Annotated in this window: 22 protein-coding genes; 19 read left to right on the top strand and 3 right to left on the bottom strand. The window is 36.9% G+C overall.

Annotation, left to right across the window (positions count from 1 at the left end):
- The first annotated feature begins 6 nt into the window (after window positions 1-6).
- Window positions 7-900, top strand: coding sequence for an oligopeptide ABC transporter permease (gene opp4C / locus RVS70_RS10735; protein ID WP_321133248.1), 894 nt, complete (start codon window positions 7-9; stop codon window positions 898-900).
- A 111-nt stretch (window positions 901-1,011) separates the two neighbouring features.
- Window positions 1,012-2,859, top strand: coding sequence for an asparagine synthase (glutamine-hydrolyzing) (gene asnB / locus RVS70_RS10730; RefSeq protein WP_321133247.1), 1,848 nt, complete (start codon window positions 1,012-1,014; stop codon window positions 2,857-2,859).
- Window positions 2,860-3,357: 498 nt separating this feature from the next.
- Here the strand turns inward: asnB and RVS70_RS10725 are convergent, their stop codons facing one another.
- Window positions 3,358-3,816 (bottom strand): PTS glucose transporter subunit IIA, encoded by a 459-nt coding sequence (locus tag RVS70_RS10725; protein WP_308036020.1) that lies wholly within the window; start codon window positions 3,814-3,816, stop codon window positions 3,358-3,360.
- Between the two features lie 192 nt (window positions 3,817-4,008).
- Between RVS70_RS10725 and RVS70_RS10720 the strand changes: the two genes are divergently transcribed.
- Complete coding sequence (locus RVS70_RS10720) at window positions 4,009-5,550, top strand: PTS transporter subunit EIIC (RefSeq protein ID WP_026680095.1); 1,542 nt, start codon at window positions 4,009-4,011, stop codon at window positions 5,548-5,550.
- Window positions 5,550-6,239, top strand: a complete 690-nt coding sequence (locus tag RVS70_RS10715) for an N-acetylmannosamine-6-phosphate 2-epimerase (RefSeq protein ID WP_026680094.1) — start codon at window positions 5,550-5,552, stop codon at window positions 6,237-6,239. The genes RVS70_RS10720 and RVS70_RS10715 overlap by 1 nt, the downstream gene beginning before the upstream one ends.
- 29 nt (window positions 6,240-6,268) lie before the next feature.
- Here the strand turns inward: RVS70_RS10715 and RVS70_RS10710 are convergent, their stop codons facing one another.
- Window positions 6,269-7,078, bottom strand: a complete 810-nt coding sequence (locus RVS70_RS10710) for a MurR/RpiR family transcriptional regulator (protein WP_026680093.1) — start codon at window positions 7,076-7,078, stop codon at window positions 6,269-6,271.
- A gap of 231 nt (window positions 7,079-7,309) precedes the next feature.
- Here RVS70_RS10710 and RVS70_RS10705 point away from each other — a divergent pair, with 231 nt between their 5' ends.
- From RVS70_RS10705 to RVS70_RS10645, 13 genes are all read left to right on the top strand, one after another.
- On the top strand, window positions 7,310-9,673 hold the full coding sequence (locus tag RVS70_RS10705; protein WP_121605949.1) for a penicillin acylase family protein: 2,364 nt from the start codon (window positions 7,310-7,312) through the stop codon (window positions 9,671-9,673).
- A gap of 587 nt (window positions 9,674-10,260) precedes the next feature.
- Window positions 10,261-11,091, top strand: coding sequence for an MIP/aquaporin family protein (locus RVS70_RS10700; RefSeq protein WP_026680091.1), 831 nt, complete (start codon window positions 10,261-10,263; stop codon window positions 11,089-11,091).
- Between the two features lie 12 nt (window positions 11,092-11,103).
- Window positions 11,104-12,597, top strand: a complete 1,494-nt coding sequence (gene glpK / locus RVS70_RS10695; protein ID WP_121605747.1) for a glycerol kinase GlpK — start codon at window positions 11,104-11,106, stop codon at window positions 12,595-12,597.
- 143 nt (window positions 12,598-12,740) lie between these two features.
- Window positions 12,741-13,736, top strand: coding sequence for a dihydroxyacetone kinase subunit DhaK (dhaK, locus tag RVS70_RS10690; RefSeq protein WP_121605746.1), 996 nt, complete (start codon window positions 12,741-12,743; stop codon window positions 13,734-13,736).
- Between the two features lie 12 nt (window positions 13,737-13,748).
- Window positions 13,749-14,372 carry a dihydroxyacetone kinase subunit DhaL gene (gene dhaL / locus RVS70_RS10685; protein ID WP_121605745.1) on the top strand — a complete coding sequence of 208 codons (624 nt, stop codon included), beginning with the start codon at window positions 13,749-13,751 and terminating at the stop codon, window positions 14,370-14,372.
- Complete coding sequence (gene dhaM, locus RVS70_RS10680) at window positions 14,372-14,752, top strand: dihydroxyacetone kinase phosphoryl donor subunit DhaM (RefSeq protein WP_026680087.1); 381 nt, start codon at window positions 14,372-14,374, stop codon at window positions 14,750-14,752. The genes dhaL and dhaM overlap by 1 nt, the downstream gene beginning before the upstream one ends.
- 147 nt (window positions 14,753-14,899) lie before the next feature.
- Window positions 14,900-15,850, top strand: a complete 951-nt coding sequence (locus tag RVS70_RS10675; protein WP_121605744.1) for a threonine/serine dehydratase — start codon at window positions 14,900-14,902, stop codon at window positions 15,848-15,850.
- 474 nt (window positions 15,851-16,324) lie between these two features.
- Entirely contained in the window at window positions 16,325-17,911 is a 1,587-nt protein-coding gene (locus RVS70_RS10670) for a sensor histidine kinase (RefSeq protein WP_121605743.1), read from the top strand.
- A gap of 15 nt (window positions 17,912-17,926) precedes the next feature.
- The gene (locus tag RVS70_RS10665; RefSeq protein WP_205388858.1) at window positions 17,927-18,592 is read left to right on the top strand and encodes a response regulator; all 666 of its coding nucleotides are present in this window, start codon (window positions 17,927-17,929) and stop codon (window positions 18,590-18,592) included.
- Between the two features lie 442 nt (window positions 18,593-19,034).
- Window positions 19,035-20,039: a tripartite tricarboxylate transporter substrate binding protein gene (locus tag RVS70_RS10660; RefSeq protein ID WP_051388257.1), complete on the top strand. Its 1,005-nt coding sequence runs from the start codon at window positions 19,035-19,037 to the stop codon at window positions 20,037-20,039.
- A gap of 169 nt (window positions 20,040-20,208) precedes the next feature.
- Complete coding sequence (locus RVS70_RS10655; RefSeq protein WP_121605742.1) at window positions 20,209-20,667, top strand: tripartite tricarboxylate transporter TctB family protein; 459 nt, start codon at window positions 20,209-20,211, stop codon at window positions 20,665-20,667.
- A 12-nt stretch (window positions 20,668-20,679) separates the two neighbouring features.
- Complete coding sequence (locus RVS70_RS10650; protein ID WP_121605741.1) at window positions 20,680-22,170, top strand: tripartite tricarboxylate transporter permease; 1,491 nt, start codon at window positions 20,680-20,682, stop codon at window positions 22,168-22,170.
- Window positions 22,171-23,595 carry an SLC13 family permease gene (locus tag RVS70_RS10645; RefSeq protein ID WP_121605740.1) on the top strand — a complete coding sequence of 475 codons (1,425 nt, stop codon included), beginning with the start codon at window positions 22,171-22,173 and terminating at the stop codon, window positions 23,593-23,595.
- Between the two features lie 49 nt (window positions 23,596-23,644).
- Here the strand turns inward: RVS70_RS10645 and RVS70_RS10640 are convergent, their stop codons facing one another.
- On the bottom strand, window positions 23,645-24,094 hold the full coding sequence (locus tag RVS70_RS10640; protein ID WP_026680079.1) for an Lrp/AsnC family transcriptional regulator: 450 nt from the start codon (window positions 24,092-24,094) through the stop codon (window positions 23,645-23,647).
- Window positions 24,095-24,417: 323 nt separating this feature from the next.
- On the opposite strand from RVS70_RS10640, the gene RVS70_RS10635 reads away from it, so the two are divergent.
- The gene (locus RVS70_RS10635; protein ID WP_026680078.1) at window positions 24,418-25,002 is read left to right on the top strand and encodes a chromate transporter; all 585 of its coding nucleotides are present in this window, start codon (window positions 24,418-24,420) and stop codon (window positions 25,000-25,002) included.
- On the top strand, window positions 24,999-25,526 hold the full coding sequence (locus RVS70_RS10630; RefSeq protein ID WP_026680077.1) for a chromate transporter: 528 nt from the start codon (window positions 24,999-25,001) through the stop codon (window positions 25,524-25,526). Before RVS70_RS10635 ends, RVS70_RS10630 begins: the two co-directional genes overlap by 4 nt.
- Window positions 25,527-25,550 lie beyond the last annotated feature (24 nt).

Raw genomic sequence — 25,550 nt, 5'->3', positions numbered from 1 at the left:
TTTGTCATGATCAATTCTCCAAAGCATTTGAAATATAGTAAGAAAATGTCACCATGGGCAATGGCAAGAAAGAAATTTATGAAAAATAAACTTGCTATGGTAAGCACATGCTTCTTATTGTTTGTGATTGTTATTTCTTTTCTTGTACCTTATATAACTACTACGGATATAACTAGAGTTAATATTGGTGAAACTTCGTTACCACCCTCCTCCGATCACTGGTTAGGTACTGATAAGAGTGGAAGAGATGTATACACACGTTTACTTTACGGTGGAAGGGTTTCTTTAATGGTAGGCATATCCGTTACTTTCATTGTTATAAGTTTTGGTTCTTTAATTGGATCTATTGCAGGCTACTTCGGTGGTGTTGTTGATAATCTACTTATGCGCTTTACAGATTTTGTCCTGAATTTTCCTTTTCTAGTATTCGTTATTGTATTAAATGCAATATTATTTGGTACAGTTTCTGGCGTATGGGTGTTAATTATTGTTATTAGCCTTCTAAGCTGGGGAGGAACAGCAAGAATTGTGCGAAGTAAAATTCTTGCTGAGAAAGAAAATGAATATATTATAGCAGCTCAATCAATCGGAACTTCATCTGCAAAGGTTATCATTCGACATTTATTACCAAATGTTATTTCGGCAATCATTGTGCAAGCAACATTATTATTTGCAGGCATGATTGCCGTTGAGGCTGCCTTGAGCTACTTAAATTTTGGAGTGCCACAAACAGTTCCTAGCTGGGGGAATATGCTTTCATCAGCTAATGAACCAGATGTACTACAAGGAAAACCATGGATTTGGATCCCACCTGCACTTGCGTTAATAGTTACGATTTTATCCATTAATTTTATTGGAGAAGGATTAAAGGACGCACTAAATCCAAAGTCCACGAGGTGATTGTTTTTCTTGAGAAAAACTTATCCATAACGGAAGTTTTGTAATTGTCAATTATGAATTTGCATATAATGGCTAGGTAAATGTAAAGCATCAAGAGAGGGGGACATTATTTTGTGTGGAATTACAGGTTATATCGATTGGCAAAAAGACGTTAGAGAAGATAGCGAAATGCTTAAGAATATGACGGAAACATTGTCATTACGTGGACCAGATGAGTCAAACATATGGTTGGATCAGCACGTTGCCTTTGGACATAAGCGGCTTTCCGTTGTTGACCTCATAGGGGGGAAACAGCCGATGCAAAAAGCTAAAGATAACTATTCTTACACAATTGTTTATAATGGCGAGTTATATAATACGGAGGAATTACGGCAGGAATTACGGAAAAAAGGATATGTGTTCCGTACGATGTCCGATACGGAGGTTTTGCTTACAGCTTATATCGAATGGGAAGAAGCTTGTGTTGATTACTTGAATGGAATTTATGCTTTTGGCATATGGGATGGAAAAAAGGAACAGTTATACATGGCAAGAGATCGACTTGGGGTTAAGCCATTGTTTTTTTATGAATCCGAAGGTCAGTTTATTTTTGGTTCAGAGTTAAAAGCGATACTAGCACATAACGATGTGAAATCAGAGGTTGATCTATCAGGTTTGGCGGAAGTTTTTGGATTAGGTCCGTCTCGAACACCTGGGCATGGCATATTTAAAAATATGAAGGAATTACGTTCCGCGCATGCGCTTACCTTCTCAACGAATGGTTTAAACATATGGAGATACTGGAATGTAAAAAGTCAAGAACATACAGATTCTATTGAAGAAACGACACAGAAGGTAAGGGAATTATTTGTTGATGCGGTAGAACGACAGCTTGTTGCAGATGTACCTGTATCCACGTTTTTATCTGGTGGTCTAGACTCAAGTGCAATTACCGCTATTGCTTCGAACTATTTTACAAAGCAAGGAAAAGCACCGTTAACAACGTTTTCTATTGATTATGAAGGAAATGCAGACTATTTTGAAGCAAGTAAATTTCAACCTGCGATGGATCAGCCGTGGATCGATAAAATGGCGGCTACGTTTAAAACAGACCATCATGATGAGGTGATTTCTGGCCGAGAACTTGCTGATCATCTCAAGGAGTCTGTTTATTTACGTGATCAACCGGGGATGGCAGATATTGACTCCTCCATGCTATGGTTTTGTAGGCGAATAAAGAAGCGTACAACGGTAAGTCTTTCTGGAGAATGTGCGGATGAAATTTTTGGTGGGTATCCTTGGTTCCATGATCCGACTACAGCCAGTGGAGCAGGGTTTCCATGGATGCGTTCATTAGATTCACGTATTGACCTTCTCCATCCTGAGTGGCAAGAAAAATTAAATCTAAAGGATTATGTTTTCCAACAATATCAGGAAACGATTGAAGAAACACCTCGATTGGACGGTGAATCAGAAATTGATGCACGTAGAAGAGAGTTATTCTATTTAAATATGCATTGGTTTATGGCACAACTCCTCGATCGTAAGGATCGAATGAGCATGGGAGCAAGTTTAGAAGTTCGTGTACCCTATGCAGACCATAAATTAGTAGAATATGTATGGAATATTCCATGGGATATGAAAATGCTTGAAGGAAGAGAAAAAGGTATTCTTAGGAAGGCAATGGAAGGGATTCTTCCTGATGAAGTGCTATACCGAAAGAAAAGTCCGTATCCTAAAACGTTTCAACCAGAATATACGAAGGCAGTAAAAGCATGGATGGAGCAAATATTATCAGATAAAGATGCCCGTTTATTTGAATTTTTAAATCGTGATAAAGTAGAAGCTATTTTACAAAGCGAAGGGCGTGAATTCAAGGACCCGTGGTATGGTCAATTAATGAAAGGACCACAATTAATCGCTCATCTTTGTCAAATTGATTATTGGTTGCGAACATACGATATAACGGTAAGTGAATAAGTAATAGAGATATAAGACTTTGTTAATGGAAAACAGCTTTCTAGAGACTGGGACAAAAGAATTTTTAGCAATGTAAAACCCAAACCTTATCTGAAATATTTTAGATAGGTTTGGGTTATTATTTTGGAGATAGGTAGTTCATTCATCGCTTAGTCAACATGCTTCGCTTTCCGCGGGCACGTCTGGGCACATCTTCAGGTCGAACTTTTTGCCGTAGGATAAGGAAAGCTTCGGCAACGATACATCATACGCAGAAAAAGCGTTCTTCTTTTTCAAGGAGTCTACGTATTTTGGCTGCGCTTCGTATTAACAATTATTTTATTAAATTAGAGGCTTTGCTACTGTGGTTAACGCTTTTTCTATTAGGAACCAAAACTTTGCCTTATAGGATCTTCCATTATTCGTGCCATCGAATGGTTTCCCCAATTTATTTACTTTCTCTTCAAGTCAAGTTCAGCTTGTTGTCTAGTTAAAGTCAATCAAGCCAATTGTCAAACATTATCCTTGTTTCTCTATGGATAGAATTTCATCTTTACCTGCGGAAACAAATCGTGATTCCATTTGCGAAATTCGCTGCATATCAGCGGTATTCGTAATAATAATTGGAGTAATGGCACTTGCGGCTTTTTCTTTAATTAAGTCGACATCAAAGGAAATTAATTTCTCTCCTAATTGCACGTTATCTCCTTCTTTGACAAAAACCTTAAAGCCTTCTCCTTTTAAGCTAACAGTCTCAAGACCTATATGTATGAGGATTTCTATATTATTCACGCTTTTAAGACCAATTGCATGTTTAGTAGGAAAAACCTGTATAACCTTCGCATCCACTGGTGAAACTAATATCCCGTTACTTGGCTTAATAGCGACACCATCTCCCATCATCTTCTCAGAAAATACAGGATCTGGAACATCTGCTAACTTTATTAAATTACCATCAGTTGGAGCAACTAATTTCAATTGGCTACTCCTACTATTAAAAAGTTTTTGAAACATATAATTCCCTACCTTCTATAAAAATTCAACCACAAAATTAGCTAACTTTTTTGAAAAAGCTGTCTGTAAGCGGTAAAAAACACTTGATAAAAATAGTTTACACAATTAAAATTAAAATGTAAATTATTTTCATATCAAAGAAATGAGGTGGATCGTATGAAGAATGCTTTTTTTGAAAAGGCACAACGGTTTGGTAAGTCATTCATGCTACCAATTGCCGTTCTTCCAGCTGCTGGGCTGCTACTTGGAATAGGTGGGGCATTTAGTAATCCTGCAACCATTCAAGCATATCCAATTCTTAATCATGCATGGCTACAAGCAATTTTTACAATTATGAGCTCTGCTGGAAATATAGTTTTTGCCAACTTAGCATTAATTTTTGCGGTAGGGGTAGCTATTGGACTGGCTAGATCTGATAAAGGTACAGCTGGCCTAGCTGCAGTATTAGGTTATTTAGTAATGAATGCAACGATTAACGCAATGTTAACGATTACTGGAAAGCTAGCTGAGGAAAACCTTGCAGAAGTAGGGCAAGGAATGGTGCTTGGTATTCAATCATTGGAAACGGGTGTATTTGGTGGTGTAATTTTAGGCTTGATGACGTATTGGTTGCATCAAAAATATAATAAGGTAGAATTACCAAAATTTCTCGGATTTTTTGGAGGATCACGATTTATTCCAATTATCACTGCATTTATGTCAATTATATTAGGTGTCATCTTATTTTATGGTTGGCCAGTTATCCAATCAGGAATTTTCTCTCTCGGTGGACTTGTAGAAGTAACAGGATATATAGGTACATTTATATACGGATTCATTCTTAGACTACTTGGACCTTTTGGGTTACACCATATATTTTACATTCCATTTTGGACAACGAGTTTAGGTGGATCAATGGTTATAGATGGTTCACTGGTAGAAGGAACACAGCGGATTTTCTTTGCACAGCTCGCACAACCGGATGTCGAACAATTTTTTATTGGAACAGCTCGATTTATGGCTGGTAGACATATTACTATGATGTTTGGACTTATTGGAGCATGTTTAGCAATTTATCATACTGCAAAACCGAAGAACAAGAAGAAAGTCCTTGGTCTAATGCTATCAGCGGGGTTAACTTCTTTCTTAACCGGTATAACCGAACCGATAGAATTTTCATTTTTATTTATAGCTCCAGTTTTATATGTTATCCATGCGTTTTTTGATGGACTAGCATTTATGCTAGCACATATTTTTGAAATAACGATTGGCCAAACATTCTCGGGAGGTTTTATTGATTTCCTATTATTTGGAGTGCTGCAAGGAAATGAAAAAACAAACTGGATTATCGTTCCTATCATTGGTATAGTTTGGTTCTTCCTATATTACTTTACGTTTAAGTTTATGATTAAAAAATTTAATTATAAAACACCTGGACGTGAAGATGAAAATACAGAAACACAGACTTATACAAAAAGTGAAAGAGCAGAGGCTATTATTTCAGGATTAGGTGGCGAAGCAAATATTAAAGATGTAGATAATTGTGCTACTCGCTTAAGAGTTAGTGTATTTAAAGCGGATTTAGTGAAGAAAGACGACTTAATGAAAACTGGTGCCAAAGGTGTCGTAGCTAGCGGAAATGGTGTGCAAGTTATTTATGGCCCTGAAGTATCCACCATTAAAAATCAAGTAGAAGAAGCGTTAGGAGAAATTGAGTAATGAATGTTTTAAACCAACTAGAAAAACAATTAATTGTATCATGTCAAGCTTTAGAGGAAGAGCCACTTCATTCTTCAAAAATCATGGGAAAGATGGCTATCGCTGCTCTAGAAGGAGGTGCTAAAGGGATACGTGCTAATTCCGTAGCGGATATCTTAGAAATTAAAAGTCTGGTAGACCTTCCAGTTATAGGGATTATTAAGCAGGAGTATGCAGATAGTAACGTCTATATTACTCCTACACGAAAGGAAGCAGAGGCATTATTGGCAGCGGGAGTAGACATTATTGCAATGGATGCAACAAATCGTAAAAGACCAAAGAATGAAAAGCTAGCTGATATTATACAACTGGTGAAGTCTCAATCTGCAAATGTAACTCTCATGGCAGATATTTCTACAGTTGCAGAGGCAATTCAAGCTGAAAAGCTAGGATTCGATTGTATATCGACAACACTAGTAGGGTATACCGAGGCCACTCAAGGAGCGAATATTGCCGATGATAATTTTGCGTTACTAAAGCAAATGATTCGGTCAGTTTCAATCCCTGTAATTGCTGAAGGAAAGGTCGATACGCCATTGAAGGCGGTAAAAGCATTGGAAAATGGCGCCCATTTTGTTGTGGTGGGAAGTGCGATTACAAGGCCACAAATAATTACCAAGACTTTCACAGATGCTTTAAAAAAAGGTTAATCAAGACATAGGACCGGTAATCGCCGGCCCTATATTTTTTTATACTCATTTAAGGCATGTAATGTTAAGTCATGTTTTTCTTGTGCATCTTCTTTATGTAAGAGAAGTAGCATGCTTAATATATCTAATGAGAGTAGAATGGATAGTTGGCTATTCATAAAACCAATTTCCTGATATGTTTTTAAGTTTGAAGTATATAATATAAGGTCGGAACTGTTTGCTAATTTTGTTTTGGAAAAATTTGTAACAGCTATAATTTTTGCATTGTTTTTTTGGGCGAGCTTTACACCATCAATAACTTCCTGCGTTTTTCCTGAACTGGAAATCGCAATGACTAGATCCTCACTTGTAAGAATAGAAGCATTAATAATCATATCATGTGAGTCCGTGTGTGTATCTACTGTAAAACCCATTCTCGCCAGCCGAAGCTTTAATTCCTGTGCTGATAATCCTGAGCTCCCTAGTCCATAGATATGGATAGCTTTTGAAGAAACAATCCAATCACAAGCCGTTTCATACTTCTGTATAGATGTAAGAGAGTTTGTAGATTTAATGACGGAGTGATAAATTTGATCTACTTTCTCAACCGCATTATGAGTTTCTAAAGTTTCCTCTACGGCGTCTCTAAGTAAGATTTTAAATTCAACAAAGCTAGTTGCACCTATTTTTTTACAAAAACGGGTAATAGTAGCGATGGACACATTGATTCTATCGGCTAATTCCTGTATATGTATATTTAATAATGTTTCACTATGGTGTATTATATAATCAGCTATTTTCTTTTCTGTTTTACTTAGTGTTTGGTACTTTAGTTGAATTTCATCTAAAATTGACCTCATTTTCTACCTCCAGCATTTTTCCCCACTTCTAATATATACTAATTTTATTATATAGAAGAAATAAATAAATGAAAATATAACAATGCTTGGGAAAGGTGTTTTTCGATATTCCTCCCGTAAAAAGAGTGGCTGTAATTATTTGGAGAGAGGATAATAATCCATGCTTGGCGAATAGTATTACATAAAGGAAGGTGGTTAATAGTGGAAGAAAGAATACCTAAAGAACAACCAATGAAAAGAAAAAAAAGAAATAAGAAGAAAATTGTCTTATTTAGTTTTAGTGTGCTATTAATAGTGAGTATATTTTTATTTTTGTTTGTAAACGCATACATAAATCGGTCATTGGCTCTGGTGGAGGGGAAGATTGAGTTGCCAATGCTGAAAAAGGATGTTCTTGTACGTACGGATGATAACGGAGTTCCGCATATTCAAGCTGCTAATGAGCATGATTTATACATGGCACAGGGTTATGTACAAGCACAGCATCGTTTATTCCAAATGGAGATGTCGAGAAGACAAGCATCTGGTACATTAAGTGAAGTAGCTGGAGAGTCAGCAATAGATCATGATAAATATTTTCGTACTTTAGGTCTGCGAAGAGCAGCTACTAAGTCTTATGATGTATATAGTACTGAGGCCAAGCAGGTACTTGATGCATTTGCTGCTGGGGTCAACGCGTATTTGACAGAAGCGATAGAAACGAACAGTTTGCCTATTGAATTTACATTAATGGGCTTTAAACCGGAAAAATGGACGCCGATAGATTCACTTACAATAGGTAAATATATGGCTTTTGACTTAGGAGGACATTGGGAGCGGCAAGCGTTTAATTATTATTTATTACAGAATTATAATAAAGAAGAAGCATATGAATTATTTCCAAGCTATCCATCTGGAAAACCAGTTATTATGAATGAACAACCTGTTTCTGTTATCGATAGTTTCGAGAATGCAATTATACCTCATGCGTTTAATGGTAGTAATAATTGGGTTGTAAGCGGTGAAAAAACAGAATCAGGATTACCATTATTAGCTGATGATCCTCATTTAGGATTAGCAACACCGTCTATTTGGTTGCAAATGCATTTAGAAACGGAAAGTCAGAATGTTAGTGGCGTCATTTTTGCTGGTGTACCCGGTATCATATTAGGTCATAACGATCAGATTGCATGGGGGGTTACTAATACAGGTCCAGATGTCCAACAACTATATCTTGAAAAAAGAAACCCTGAAGATACTACAGAATTTTTATATGAGGAGGAATGGGAGCAAGCTAAAATTATTGATGAACCAATTAAAGTAAAAGATGGTGAAACGATCGATTATCAAGTAATTGAAACAAGGCATGGTCCAGTAGTTTCAGAGTTTGCTAAAGATAGTGGAAAAGATAACGTATTATCATTAAAATGGACTGCTTTAGAGCCTACGACAGAATTAGAAGCAATCCTTGAAATAAACCGTGCAAATGATTGGAAATCCTTTGAACAGGGCTTAGAAAAATTTCTTGTTCCAGCTCAGAATTTTGTGTTTGCCTCAACGGATGGAACAATAGCTTATAAAGCAAATGGTAATATACCAATTTATCAGAATGGCAATGATGCTTTATTACCTCTACCTGGATGGAAGGAATCTTATGAATGGAAGGGCTATATTCCATTTGATGAGCTTCCAATTATGATCAACCCCAAAAAGGGCTATATAGCAACAGCTAATAATAAAATAACTACAGATGACTATCCGTATCATATTAGTAATGTGTGGGCACAACCTTATCGTTATGAACGAATTGCAGAAGTACTAGATGCTAGTCATTCACTGACAGTGGAAGATATGAAAGGGCTGCAAATGGATGATATGAATTTGCAAGCAAAAGAATTTTTACCTCTTTTTTTAGAGGCTTTAAACCAATTAGAATTAACTACGCAAGAGGAAAAAGCTTTAGAAATACTTCGTAATTGGGATTATCAGGATGATTCTACTGCCGCACAACCGCTACTATTTCATTATTGGATGGATAAAATCGAAGCAATCATTTATCAGGATATTCCTGAAGAAATGATGGATTTGTTTGGCTCACGTGGCCAAACGACTGATCAATTGCTTAGAAAAGCTTTACATGGTGAGTCTACTTTTTGGATTGATGAACAAGGTGGAATGGAGCGTTTATTACAAGAATCCTTACGTAAAACGTTGAAAAAATTAAATGAGGATTATGGAAGTGATATGAAAAATTGGCAGTGGGGAGATTATCATCAAGTACAATTTGTTCATCCATTATCAGGAATTCATCCCGTCTTAGAATTTTTCTTTAATAATCAAGATCCTGTCCCTGTGGATGGAAGTGCAGTAACTCCAATGGCAGCTAGTTATGAAGAAAACGGCCTAGTTGATCATGGAGCATCATGGAGATTTGTCATCGATATGGCATCCCCGAAATCCGGGTATCATATTGTTGGCCCTGGACAATCTGGACATTTCAAAAGCGATTGGTATCATGATCAGGTGGATGACTGGGTGACAGGAAATTATCACAAAACGCAGTTAGATGATGTAAAAGGTAAAACACTAATACTGCAGTCGGTCAAAAATGACTGAGTTTTATAAACATAATTCGATAAAATAGGACAAATTTATTACCCGGGAAATAAATAAGAATTACTGTGATCAATACGATAAAATGTAAACGCAATAAAGTGAAACTTCAATCAGTGGAGAGGTGATGATCCCTCACTGATTGTTAGTACCACAAGGGTATGATTTAAAGGCCCTAGAACCAACTGGACCTTCACTGCCAGTTGTATACGGGATAAAGCTATATGGTAAATGGGTAATATTACCATGAATTGGTTAACTGGAGAAACCACAGTATATTCAGAGACAATTTTAAAATGTTGTTGACAGCGTTTCCATACTAAAGTAGAATAAAACTACAAGTTAATTATGTGGCGGAGAATAGGAGATCCACACTTTAATTGCAACTTCCTTGGGGAAAGTATGTCTATTAAAGTGTGGATCTTTTCGTGTCAATTGCTTTCTTTTATTTCTCAATCTGCATACCATGTGGTTTAGCTATTGATGAATTGCTAGTTATTTTGATGGGAGAGGTTGAATCAGCATCAGTTGGCCAAATCTTCGGTTTTCCATGATTAACTTATAGAATAATAGAATAAGGGGTGTTATACATGTCTGAATTTTTAGCAGAACTTATTGGAACAATGATATTAATTATCTTTGGTGGCGGTGTTGTTGGAGGCGTTGTTCTAAAACAAACCAAAGCTGAAGGTGCTGGCTGGGTAGTCATTACGATCGGCTGGGGACTTGCTGTAGCAATGGGGGTATACGCAGTTGGTAACTTTTCCGGAGCACATATTAACCCAGCAGTTACATTAGGATTTGCTGCGATTGGCGAATTTCCATGGTCCAAGGTTCCTTTGTATATAACGGCACAGATGATTGGAGCAATTATTGGAGCAGTAATTGTATTTTTAAATTATTTACCACATTGGAAAGAAACAAAAGATCAAGGTGCTAAGTTAGGTGTTTTTGCTACTGACCCTGCCATACGTAGTCCTTTTTCTAACTTGTTAAGTGAAATTGTTGGTACTTTTGTTCTTGTAATGGGACTTTTATTTATAGGTGCAAACGAATTCACAGAAGGCTTAAACCCTATTATTGTTGGCGCTTTAATTATTGCTATCGGTATGTCGCTTGGTGGAGCAACTGGATATGCAATTAATCCTGCGCGTGATTTAGGTCCAAGAATTGCACACGCTTTACTTCCTATACCAGGCAAAGGTGGATCTGACTGGGGATATTCCTGGATTCCAGTGCTTGGCCCAATTATCGGTGGAATTTATGGTGCGTTATTCTACAATGCTTTCTTCACAGGTAGTTTCTCGACTGGTTTTTGGATTATGAGTGTAATGATGGCTGTCATCATAATAGGTGCAGTTAGTGCGGAATTAAAGAAAAAGGAAACGCTTGCTGATAAAATGGAAAATAAAGCTATATAGGAGGAATGGATGATGAATAACCAATTTATTTTATCTATTGATCAAGGTACTACAAGTTCTCGAGCGATTATTTTTAACCACAAAGGAGAAATTGTCCAGACAGCGCAAAAAGAGTTTGAACAATTCTTTCCACAGCCTGGTTGGGTTGAACATGATGCCAATGAAATTTGGACCTCCGTTCTAGCTTGTATTGCAGAGGTATTACGCAAGGCTGATCTAGAACCAAATCAAATTGCTGGTATTGGTATTACAAATCAACGGGAAACAACGGTAGTATGGGATAGAAATACGGGGAAACCAGTATACAAAGCGATTGTCTGGCAGTCTAGACAAACGGAGGCTATTTGTAAAGAGCTAAGAGAAGCTGGCTACAATGAACTATTTAGAGAGAAGACAGGATTGCTGCTTGACCCTTATTTCTCTGGTACGAAGGTTAAATGGATTTTGGATAATGTGGAAGGTGCAAGAGAAAAAGCAGACAACGGTGACTTAATGTTTGGCACAATAGATAGTTGGCTAGTATACCGTCTGTCTGGTGGTAAAACGCATATTACTGATTATTCCAATGCTTCTCGAACATTAATGTTTAATATTTACGATTTAAAATGGGATGACGAGTTATTAGATATACTAACTATTCCGAAAAGCATGCTACCAGAAGTAAAACAATCCTCAGAGGTTTATGCTCATACGGTTTCTTATCATTTCTTTGGAGAAGAAGTACCAATTGCCGGTATTGCTGGGGACCAACAAGCAGCGTTATTTGGGCAAGCTTGCTTTGAGAAGGGTATGGCGAAAAATACTTATGGTACTGGATGTTTTATGTTAATGAATACAGGTGAAGAAGGAGTTGCCTCTGAGCATGGATTATTAACAACACTCGCATGGGGAGTCGATGGTAAAGTTGAATATGCATTAGAAGGAAGTATTTTCGTAGCAGGCTCTGCTATCCAATGGTTACGAGATGGCTTAAGATTAATAGAAACTGCTCCAGAAAGTGAGAGCTATGCAACAAAAGTAGAGGGCACAGATGGTGTATACATGGTACCTGCGTTTGTCGGTTTAGGCACACCGTATTGGGATAGTGAGGCAAGAGGTGCTGTATTTGGACTTACCCGTGGTACAACAAAGGGTCACTTTATCCGGGCTACACTAGAATCATTAGCATATCAAACAAAAGATGTTTTAAATGCAATGATTGCGGATTCAAAAATAGATCTAAAGACATTACGTGTGGACGGTGGTGCAGTCAAAAATAATTTCTTAATGCAATTTCAAAGTGACATCATCGGTGTCCCTGTAGAGAGACCAGTTGTTCAAGAAACAACTGCTTTAGGATCTGCATATCTAGCTGGGTTAGCCGTTGGTTACTGGAAGGATAAGGATGAAATTGCAAAACAGTGGAATATAGAGAAAACATTTACGGATAATATGGAGGAAGAGAAGCGTAAAGCTCTATATGGCGGCTGGAAGAAAGCTGTTGAAGCAACTCGAGCATTTAAATAAAGCTTTAGCAAGAAAGGGGTCATGACTATCTAAGGATAAGAATGGCCCTTTTTTATAAAAAATTTCTAAGAAATAGTATTTATTTGTGTGATTAGGCTATAAACAGGGTATTTTTATAATAAGAAGATGAAAGGGGTAGTAAAATGAAAAAAATTATTAACGATCCAGATCAAGTTGTTCAAGATATGGTGAATGGGTATATTGCTGCTTACCCTGAGAAAGTTAGGTTAATACCTAATACGTTAGTGTTAGCAAGAAAGGAAGCGCCAATTAAAGGTAAAGTAGGATTAGTAAGTGGTGGTGGTAGTGGACATGAGCCTGCTCATGCAGGATATGTTGGAAAAGGTATGCTTGATGCAGCAGTTGCTGGTGAAGTATTTACTTCACCAACTCCAGATCAAGTGCTCGAAGCGATAAAAGCTGTAGATGGAGGTGAAGGGGTTTTTTTAATCATTAAAAACTATACGGGTGATGTATTAAACTTTGAAATGGCTGCAGAAATGGCTGAAGCTGAAGGTATCCAAGTCGAAAAGGTAATTGTTAATGACGATGTTGCAGTTGAAGATAGCTCCTTCACTACTGGTCGAAGAGGGATAGCTGGGACAGTATTGGTTCACAAAATAGCTGGAGCTAAGGCAGAAAGCGGTGGATCACTGAAGGAAATCAAGCAAGTAGCGGACAAGGTTGTAGCAAATGTACGCTCGATGGGAATGGCACTCACCTCATGTACAGTACCAGCTGCTGGAAAGCCAAGCTTTACATTGAAAGAGGATGAGATGGAGATTGGGATCGGAATTCATGGAGAACCGGGAATTGAGAGGAAGCCAATTACTTCTGCTGATGAAATTGCAACAGAATTAACAAATAGAATTCTCGAAGATATCGAAATATCAAAAGGAAATAATATTGTTGTAATGATTAATGGTTTAGGAGCTACTCCAGAAATGGAATTGTATATAGTAAACGAGAAAGTTCAGGGAATACTTCATGATAATGGCATTCATGTATATCGAACATTTGTCGGAGAATATATGACATCATTGGAGATGGCTGGTATTTCCATAACTTTATTGAAATTAGATGATGAACTAAAGACATTATTAGATGCTGGATCAGAAGCACCCGCTTTTCGCAGCTAGGAGGGATTTAATATGGAATTGGATGTATCACGTACTATAAAATGGATAAAACTTGCAAATGAAAAAATACAAATGAATAAAGATTACTTAACTACACTGGATCAACCTATTGGCGATGGTGACCATGGAATTAATATGGCTAGAGGATTTCAAGCTGTGGTAACTAAGTTGGATGAAGAGGATTATCAAGAGGTATCTGACGTTTTAAAGGATGTAGCGATGACCATCATGTCAAAGGTAGGTGGTGCATCTGGTCCTTTATTTGCAACAGTCTTCTTGAAATTAACGAATGCTTTAAAGGGTGAACAAATTATTAATCAGAAGCAGTTTGCAATAGGATTAAATGAAGCTGTTAGTGGATTAAAGCAACGTGGTAAAGCAACAGAGGGAGAGAAAACAATGGTTGATGTATGGTCCCCCATTGCTGATTTATTTCAGACAAATGAGGAAGTCGATCATTCTTCCATTTTACAGACTGCAAGCAATGCTTTAGAAAAAGTAAAAGATATGATGGCCACAAAAGGACGGGCCTCCTATTTTAAAGAAAAGTCGATTGGACATTTGGATCCAGGAGCTGTGTCATCATACTATATTTTTGAAGCATTGGCTGAAGTATGGAAAGGAGCATCTAAGTAATGGCTTATGTAGGTATTGTACTTATTTCCCATAGCTCAAAAATCGCTGAAGGAGCAAAGGAGCTTATCCGACAAGTAATAAAGGACGTACCAATTGAAACAGCTGGAGGTACAGAGGATTTAGAGATTGGAACAAGTATAGAAAAGATTAATGCTGCCATTGAGCAAGCTAATCAAGGTAATGGTGTGTTGTTATTTTATGATTTAGGTAGTGCAAAGATGAACGCTGAAATGGCAATCGAAATGACAGATCTTAAAGCGATAAAGTTAGTAGAAGCTCCTATTGTAGAAGGTGCTTATGTAGCAGCAGTAGAAGCTGGTATGGGCAAAAATTTAGAAGATGTATACGACTCGGTAATACAAGCTTTCGAACATAAATAGAAAAAACCCTTTACGGTTTGAAATACTCCGTAAAGGGTTTTTTCAATCTGGTGTTAGTATATAACTTGGATTATCAGCAAAGTAGAGGAAACTATTGCTATGCTGTCTGTTATACTTGAAAGTACAAGGCATGATGGGAGGATTTATATGATTACGGTAAATGATATTTACAATGCGAGAGAAACTATTACAGATACAATAAATAATACGCCCATTTTAGAATCTACACAGCTATCTTCTATCTGTAAGAATCAAATGTTTTTTAAAGCTGAGCACCTACAACAAACAGGGTCTTTTAAGATTAGAGGTGCCACGAACAAGGTTAAACGTGCGGCTCAAGAAGGGTCATCATTTGTTACGGCAGCATCATCAGGAAATCACGGCCAGGCAGTAGCCTATATTGCAAATCAGTTAGGAATACCAGCTACGATTGTCGTTCCTGAGGATGCTAATGAAAGTAAGGTAAATGCAATTCGTTCATATAAGGGGAAAATTGAAAAATGTGGAATGACTTCCTCTGAACGGCTTCCACGTGCAGTGGAAGTCGCAAAAGAAAATAATGGTATGATTATTCCTCCTTATGATGATCCATTAATCATTGCTGGCCAAGGTACAGTTGGATTAGAGATATTAGAACAAATAGATCATGTTGACGTTGTCGTAGTACCAATTGGTGGTGGTGGATTAATTTCCGGGATACTAACTGCTATTAAAGAAACGAAGCCATCGATTAAAGTTATTGGAGTGGAGCCTGAAACTGCTAAAGATACTTTTATTTCCTTACAGGAAGGAAAAATAACGAGTATACCACCAACGATAACAATAGCGGATGGCTTACGTACAACGCACCCAGGAACCCTTACCTTCCCCATTGTGAAGCGATTTATAGATGATATTGTTCTTGTAAGTGAAGTACAAATTAAACAGGCGATGACCTTTGTTTTACAGCGTATGAAGCAGTTGATCGAGCCTTCTAGTGCTGTAACGGTTGCAGCAGCTATGTTTGATAAACTTGGTGTCTATGATAAAAATGTGGTCTGTGTATTATCTGGAGGGAATGTTGACATCCAGCTGTTGAATGCATTCATTGTCCAGTAGTCACCTATATATGTATAGATAAAAATCTATTTATCCATCGATTTCTTCGTCGTAAAAGGATCGATGGATGTTTTTAATCTATTATCCAATTCCTCCATAAATTAATAAATCTATCCATTCTTTTATGTTACAATAATTTGATATTTTTAATTATTTGTACCGTCTGTTAATATAAAAATTACGTTTCTCTACCACTTCGATTGATTCCGCATATAATTTTGCAGTAAGTCCCCACTCCGGCAATAAAGTGAACCGTTCTGGAATGAGTGGGGGCGACTGCAATAAATGTCCGATTGGTTCGAGGGCCTTTAGGTCATACCCTTAGTGGTACTAACCATCCGTGGGGCTAAACAAAAACCCCCAACTGATTGAAGTTTCACTTTTATTATTTGCAATTATTTATGCTCTTCCTAAAGGCAGCTAATAGTACTATCCCATTCATTCCGTTGTGTTCTGTGTTTAAGGAGGGGAGATATGCTTCGTGTTTCATTACAAACAAAGATACTTGTCCTAATCTGTGGATTAATTATTTGTATAACTATACTACTGACTGGGATAAATGCTTATTTTGAATCGCAAGATATTGAAAAACAAATAGGGGAAAGAGCTTTAAATGTAGCTATTACATTTTCTCATATGCCTTCGGTAAGGAGTGCTTTTGATGAGGCACATCCAGAAAAAACGATTCAACCAATTGCTGAGGAGGTTCGAGAATACATTGGTGCAGAATTTATTGTAGTAGGAAATAAGGATAGTATACGTGTAGCTCATCCTGATACAAAGAAAATCGGAAAACATATGGTTGGGGGAGATAATGATAGAGCATTAAAACATGGTGAATATTATACATCAAAAGCTGTAGGAAGCCTAGGCTATTCGTTACGTGGAAAAGCGCCTATTTTTAATAAAGATGGTGACATAATTGGGATCGTTTCTGTTGGGTTTATGGTTGAAGATATTAAGTCGATTGTTTTCAATAAATTATTAAAACTAGGTGGAGTATCGTTATTGGTATTGTTGGCTGGTATCGTTGGTGGGGTCTTATTAGCAAGAAATATTAGAAAGGATACGTTTGGTCTGGAACCATATGAGATAGCAACTCTTTATCGTGATCGGAATGCCATCCTCTCTTCGATAAAGGAGGGGATTATTGCAATTGATCAAACTGGTAGAATTAATTTAATGAATGAGTCTGCGCAAAGAATTTTAGGAATTAATAATAACAAAGCGAATCAAAAAATAGAGGATGTTTTTCCAAATACAAAAATGTACGATGTACTTCAATCGGGAAACGTAATAAAAGATGAAGAAATAGCTTTAAATAATCGACAGGTTATTGTTAACCGTAAGCCAATCATAGAAAATGAACAAGTAGTAGGCGTAGTATCAAGCTTTAGGGATAAAACAGAGCTAAATGAAATGATAAATACATTGTCCGAAGTTAGGCAGTATTCCGAAGATTTACGTGCCCAAACACATGAGTACACCAATAAACTATATGTGCTTTCAGGGTTATTGCAATTACAACATTATAAAGAGGCTATTGAGTTAATTCAAAAAGAATCAAAGATACATGCGGATCAAAATAAAATTTTGCTTGATCAAATAAAAGATCAAACCGTCCAAGCTATCTTGTTAGGAAAAATAGGAAAGGCGTCAGAAAAAAAGATTGCGCTTACAATTGATCCGAATAGCTACTTACAGCCATTGCCGAAGCAAATGGATATGGCAAAATTAATTACAATTGTTGGTAACTTAATTGATAATGCTATGGAAGCAGTTGAACAACAAAATGTTAAAGAGGTTGTAATTTTTGCAACTGATATAGGTCAAGATATTGTATTTGAAATTGCCGATAGTGGCGAAGGCATCAATGATATGGAGGTTCAGCAAATTTTTCAACAAGGCTATTCTACAAAAGGAATGAAGGATCGCGGTTATGGATTAGCTATTGTTAAGGATACAGTAGAAGAACTTCAGGGAACTGTTGAAGTACATAATCAAAAACACAAAGGAGCAGTGTTTTCTGTTTTTATTCCTAAACAGACAAAAAGTGATTAGCAGAGGGGGGATGGAATGATACGTGTCATTATTGCAGAGGACGATTATCGAATTGCAAATATTCATGAAAAGTTTTTAGAGACAATCTCAGGTATAGAGGTTGTTGGAAAAGCGTTAAACGGAGAGCAAACACTGGATATGGTTAGCAAAACTGCAACTGATTTAATATTACTAGATATTTATATGCCTGATATGTTAGGTAGTGATATTATGCTAGAAATTCGTCATCGTAATCCTAACATTGATTTTATTATGATATCTGCAGCAACGGAGACAAAGATTGTTGGTAATGTCATACGCAATGGAATCTTTGACTATATCATTAAACCAGTTAAAATGGAACGGTTTATAGAAACTATCAAACGCTATAAAAATATGAAACAACAATTAGCAGCAAAAAATGAGGTAGATCAGTCATTTTTAGATGATTATTTTGGACAGAAGCTAAGTACTAGAGAACCAACACCAAAAGGAATAGACCCATTAACGCTTGAAAAGGTTGAAGGAATATTACATCAAGTAAATACTGGTATTACTGCTGAGGAAATGGGTTCTAAAGTTGGCGCCTCACGAACAACAGCAAGGAGATATTTGGAGTATTTAATATCCATTAATAAGGTTACGGCTGAATTAGAGTATGGTATCGTAGGAAGACCAGAGCGAAGATATCATTTAAAGTAGGAATTATGATGAAGGCTAGGCTCCGATAATTGATAATCTAAGGAAGCAGCAATGCACAAAGAATGAACTAATCATATAGTGTAACATGTTAGTTGTATAACACTGCTGGAAGTATGATGGAAGCAATCCCCATATGTATACGCCTGAGAAGGCTTGCCACTCATTTTGAAATAGCCACCATTCAGCAGTTGATAAATTCCCTCTCCGTTATTATGCTTGTCTGTATCGAAGAGGGAATTTTTGTCATCTTTTCGATAAACAGCTGATAAAAGATGAATAAACAATACATAGAAGTTAATCTCCTATTCCCGTGAACAAAATGCTCAAAATAGACAAAAAATTCTTATTGCATCTTATTTTGTAAACGGTTACATAAAGAAGGGATTTTATTAGAGTAAATAGTAGAAAGCAAACAATGATTTAAAACAGGGAGGAATGAGGAGTGAAACGGTGGATTACGCTTATCGGGTTTCTTGTGATCATACTTACAGTAACAGCATGTTCCGGTAAAGATGAAAAGGCAACTGGCTCATCAGGAGATTGGACACCTGAGAAACCCATTGAAATTATAGCACCAGCAGGAGCTGGTGGAGGCTGGGATACTACAGCACGCATGGCTGCTAAAGTATTCACAGAAGAAGGATTGATTGATCAGGACATTGGGGTTGTAAATAAACCAGGTGGTGGAGGTGCGGTAGGTTGGGCGTATATCGCAGGCAAACAAAAAAGTTCATATAATTTATTTGTATCCTCACCTCCAATTGTTTTAATTCCGTTAAATGGGCAGTCGGAATATGGACACGAGGATTTTACACCACTTGCTAATATGATAGCAGACTACGCTGCATTTGCGGTGTCAGCAGATGCAAAATGGGATAATCTTAATGATTTATTTGAGGATATGAAGAAAGATCCTGCTAGTATTACAGTTGTTGGTGCCTCTTCACCGGGGAGTATGGATCATATCCAGTTCATACAGATTGCAAAGGCTGCAGGGGTTGATGTGACAAAAATTAAGTATGTATCTGACCAAGAAGGTGGGGGACTGACGCAAGTGCTAAATGGAAGTGCAGACGTTTACTCAACTGGAGTGGCAGAAACAGTAGAACAAGTAAAGGCTGGGAAAATAAAGGTATTAGGAGTGTCTTCTGAGGAGAGATTAGAGGGTGAAGTTATAGAAGATTTTCCAACCGCTAATGAACAGGGGATTGATGCAACCTTTGTAAACTGGCGTGGATTTTTTGGACCTCCGGATATGGACGATGCAGCTGTGAAATATTATGAAGAAAAATTTAAAGAATTAAGTGATTCACAGGCTTTTGCAGATATCAGAGAGCAATATGGTTGGGATGAAATGTATATGGACAGCAAATCATATAAGTCATTTTTAGATGAACAGAAAGAAGAGATTCAGTCTTTACTAGATGAATTAGGTCTATCGAAATAGACCATTTCCTAGAAGTCAATGGCTAAGGTCATTGGCTTCTATCTTTACAATAATGAATAATTATATATGTTTCCTTACAGTTAGCGTATATCATCACACAAATTAATAAAGCGTAGCGTCTAAATTAGGTTTTAGCAATAAGGTATTTTAAATTATAGGTGGTGAAGGCATGTTTAAAGCATTAAATCAACGTATCAGCATTATTCTACTAATTATAGCAGTAGCTTATTTAGTAATGGCATATCAACTACCTGCTTATCCATACACACCTGTTGATGCGGATGTTATTCCAAAAGGATTGGGTTATTTGCTAGTTTTTTTATCGATTTGTTTATTTTTTGCTAAGGATTCAGAAACAGAAGAACAGCGATCGCGTAGAAATATTCCTTTGAAAGATATTGGTACATTAATTGCTGTATTCTTATTTATTTTGCTTTATATTACACTATTGGAATTCTTAGGATTTATTATAACTACAACACTGTTTATCTATTTTTGTTCATGGTTCTTAGGATATAAAAAACATCTTACAAATGGGGTGGTTGCTCTTATTTTTCCAATTTTTATGTATATAACGTTTACAAAATTTTTGCAAATAAGTTTACCCCAAGGATTATTACCGTTTTAGAGGAGGTTCCGTATGGATTCTATTGAAGGAATTATAACTGGCTTTCAGGTTGCATTTAGTATGCAAGGGTTACTTTTCGTTTTAATTGGTGTTTTTGTTGGTACATTCATCGGTATGTTACCAGGGCTGGGACCAATCAGTGCTATTGCTGTCATGATACCAGTGACGTTTGGAATGGAACCAACCGTTGCATTAGTGATGATGGCAGGTGTTTACTACGGTGCCGTTTTTGGTGGATCTACATCTTCCATATTATTAAATGCACCTGGGATCTCTGGAACGGTCGCAACAGCATTTGATGGTTATCCGATGGCACAACAGGGAAAGGCAGGCAAAGCACTTGCTATAGCTGCTACGTCATCTTTTGTTGGAGGTACTGTAAGTGTCATTTTATTAATGCTTTTAGCACCGATACTATCAAGTGTTGCAGTCTCCTTTGGTCCACCTGCTTATTTTGCTTTAATGTTTATGGGATTAACCTTAATAACAAGCTTATCCGAAGGGTCAACGATTAAGGCTTTAATCTCAGCTGTTATTGGATTTATGGTGGTCACAATTGGCATCGATGCCCAGACGGGAACACAACGATTTACGTTTGGAAATGTGAATTTGTTGGAGGGCTTAGACTTCCTGGTAATTGCTTTAGGTTTATTTGCATTAGCAGAGGTTTGTACATTAATTATAAATCGTAAAGATTTATCAATGGATAATGCTCATAAATTAGGTAGTTTAAAGATAACCAAGCAGGAGTTTAAGGAAATGCGTGGTCCAATGTCACGTCAATCCATCTTAGGTTTTTTACTTGGAGTACTTCCAGGGGCAGGAGCAACTATTGCCTCATTTATAGCTTATATTACTGAAAAAAGAATTGCCAAAAGTCCTGAAGCGTTTGGAAAAGGCTCAGTAAAAGGACTTGCTGCACCGGAAACTGCTAATAATGCTGCGACTAGTGGTGCTTTTGTTCCATTACTAAGCTTAGGTATACCAGGATCCGGAACAACAGCTGTTATGTTGGGCGCTTTTCTTGTGTTAGGCGTTCAGCCTGGTCCATTATTAATGACCGATAGACCTGAGATTTTCTGGGGGATTATCGCTAGCATGTATATAGGGAATGTATTTCTACTAATTCTTAATTTACCGCTAATCCCTTACATAGCGAAAATATTAAAAATTCCCCGTCCATTGCTTATTTCATTAGTCATTATGTTTAGCATTATTGGGGTTTATGCGATTAGTTTTAATACGTTTGATTTATACATGCTTCTCTTATTTGGTGTAATTGGCTTTTTTATGCGACTATTTTCGTTTCCAGCTCCGCCATTAATTTTAGCATTTATCCTAGGAGGGATGATGGAACAGGCGTTTAGACAGTCATTGACCATATCAAATGGAAGTTTGATGATCTTTGTACAAGACCCACTAGCTTTAACACTACTAATTATTGCATTATTGTCTCTTGCTTTTCCTTTGATTCAACAAATAAGAAGGAGCAAGAGAGCATAAATGCGAATCATCAGAAGTGTTTACTATAAAAGCTATAAGAAAATATACTGGCTGTCTTTTGTACTGGTAATATGTTGTTTAGTACTATTGCTTGTAAAAGACGCGATGGCTACACACTTCACAGCTGAACAACTTCGTACATTGTTTGTACTAGGAATAGCGGTTTACTTATGGGTGGCGGCTCCAATTCCTACTGGAGCTGGTAGTATATTAATTATTGCATTATTGATGGTTTTTCAGTTAGCTGATAGTATGGAAGAGGCAGTAGTAGGATTTTTATCACCAGCGATTTACTTTATTTTTATGTTATCAATTATCAGTCAGGTGCTTATTAAGGCGGGTGTTGATGGCATAGTGGCTCGATTTTTGTTGAAAATGAGTAAAGGGGGACCGAAATTTATTATTATCGGTCTGCCTCTATTTAGTTTACTGCTACCTGTGCTGCTTCCATCAGCTGTAGCACGTTTCAAAATGCTATTACCTTTGATAGATCGATTAAATGACTATTTTGCTCTAGGAGAGCAAAGTCCATTTCGTAAATATGGCATTCATGTTATTGGAATGATAAACCAGCATGCAACAATGATTGTTTATACTGGTGGGGGATTTCCGATTTTGGCTTCTCAACTCTTAAGGGATTATCAAATTGCTGATTTAGGATGGTTAGACTGGTTTTTACTTATGGCCCCTCCAATATGGATTGGCTCCATTTTGACCCTTCTTTTTGTTTATAACTATATTTCGAGGCAATCCCGTAAAATTAGCTATTCTAACGTACCCAGTTCTACTTCTAGTATATTGAAGGAAGATCAAGGAGAGCCTTCGAAGCAAATGTGGATAGTTAGTATAAGCTTTTTCGTAATGGTATTGACGTGGGTCGTTACTGATCCCCAGCAAGTACCTTTATTATTGCCACCTATGCTCTTAGTTGTTTTTTACGCCATTCCGAAAATTGACTTAGTAACAAATAGTGATATACGTAAGCTTGACTGGGAGAATTTTTTGTTGCTGGGAGCTTCTTTTTCATTAGGTTCTGTCCTTGAAACTAATGGAACTGCATCTCAATTAGCGCAACTATTAATGAAAGTCGTACCTGAAGGAGCAGGAGTAGTATTAAGTGTTAGTATTATTGCAATAATGGTGTTCATATTACGCTTCTTTTTTATCGTACCATCATCGGCAATTATTGTTATTTTTCCAGTTGTTATGTCTTATTCTCACCAGGTTGGACTTCCTCCTGTTCCCTTAGCACTTTTAATTATTATGATTGTCGGTAGTATGATTATTTTACCTATTCATACAACTACGACCTATTTGGCGAGTCAAACGCTTGCGTACTCTAGGAAAGAGCAAGTGTTTATTGGATTATTTTCTAGTACCGTATTTTTTATCATTGCGATCTTGGCAGCACTATATTTTTGGTAATACGAAATAAAGGTGATTTCATAAAGGACATCACCTTTATTAGGTGTGACTACAATTTAAACCCAGTTCTACTTTTAAATCGCTTTAGGATAATTGAGCTTTCTACTCGAGTTATTCCCTCAACAGAATATAGTTCTTCGTTAATGAATACTTCAAGATTTTGAAAGTTTTCTACAAGTACATGCATATGTAGTGTACTGGGTCCTGTCATTTGATAAATACTTGCTACCTGAGGGTGATCAGCTAAATTTTGAGCAACTCGTTGAAGCTGTTTTGGTTCCACATCTACTTCAAAAAAAGCGGATACTTGCTTTCCGAATTTCTCTGAGTTAATGACAACTGTAAACTTTTCAATAACGCCTTTTTCCTTTAAATTTTGAATTCGATCCTTAACAGCCACACGCGATAGTCCAACTTTATCAGCTAATTCAACATAAGATAATCGGCCATCTTCAGCAAGTTCCTCTAACAATTTTACATCAATGTTATCCAGTTTCATCGTTTCTGCTCCTACGATTTATTTAAAGCTAAATATAGTTTAACAGATAACTTTCCTGAGAAAAACAATGTAATACTCAAACATTTGATAAATACAAATGGTAAGATTTTTTATGCTTTGATTTTATTTTGTAAGGTTTTATCATTATTTTTATTTGTTTTTGACATAATAAATTGTTGACAGCTAAATATTTGTTTATTAGTATAGAATTTAAATTGGTGTAAGAGTAAGAAAATACAGATTTTCCGAACGGGCAAGCCCACTTCTTGAGACGTGGGATGAATATTTAGTGTAAGCTACATTATCGAAAAGGTACGTGAGCCATGAGGAATCATTGGAATATCTTTATAGCATTTTTTCGAGTTGGAATTTTAGGATATGGTGGTGGACCAAGTTCTATACCACTTGTCCATAAAGAAGTGGTAGATAATTTTAAGTGGATGAATGATGAGGAATTTGGTGATTTACTTGCATTGGGAAATACACTACCGGGCCCAATAGCTACAAAGCTTGCCGGTTATATTGGTTACCGGGTATCAGGGGTTTTGGGAATGATTAATGCGGTATTAGCAACAATATTACCTACCATTTTTCTGATGATTTTACTTCTTTCATCCTTATCCTCCATAAAAGAGTACGATTGGGTTCAGGGGATGACGGCTGCAGTCATACCAATAGTTGGAGTCATGCTAGCAACGTTAACATGGCAATTTATTCATAAAGCAGGAAAAGGAATGGGGTGGCTACAAACAGGACTAGTACTTTTAATTGTCTTCGTTTTATTGCAAGTTCTACATATACACCCAGGACTTATTATAGCGGCTTTATTAATCCTAGCACTCGTAAAGAAGGATAAAGCGCCAAATACAGAAGAAAACATCACCGGTAGGGAAGGTGATCCGTCATGATCTATTGGGAAATATTTCTTGCGTTTTTCATACCGGGAATACTGGGGTATGGAGGAGGACCAGCCTCGATACCGCTTATAGAAAATGAAGTAGTTACTCGTTATGGATGGATGAATGTTCAGGAGTTCAGTGAAGTTCTTGCATTAGGAAATGCACTACCCGGACCAATAGCTACAAAAATGGCCGGCTATATTGGCTATGATGTCGCGGGAATCCCAGGGGCTGCAATAGGTGTTTTTGCTACGGTAGCACCGTCCCTACTATTAATTATTGTATTGTTAAGTATACTGTATAAATATAAGAATTCACCGAAAGTAAAGCGAATGACGCTCTACATTCGACCAGTTATCGGTATCTTACTAGGTGTAATGGCATGGCGCTTTTTTAGTGAATCTTATGAAGGTATCGGTTTATGGCAAACAGTTATATTGATGCTTGTAAGTTATTTATTACTGGAGCGTATGAAAGTACATCCAGCATTTGTCATCATAGGTGCGCTTATTTACGGTGGATTTTTCTTATAAAAAAGAGGGCAAGCAGATGTGTAC

The sequence above is a fragment of the Virgibacillus sp. M23 genome (assembly GCF_034190895.1).
Lineage (GTDB): Bacteria > Bacillota > Bacilli > Bacillales > Amphibacillaceae > Virgibacillus > Virgibacillus salarius.
Note: the sequence above shows the minus strand (reverse complement) of the source record. Positions and strands in the feature narration are given on the sequence as shown.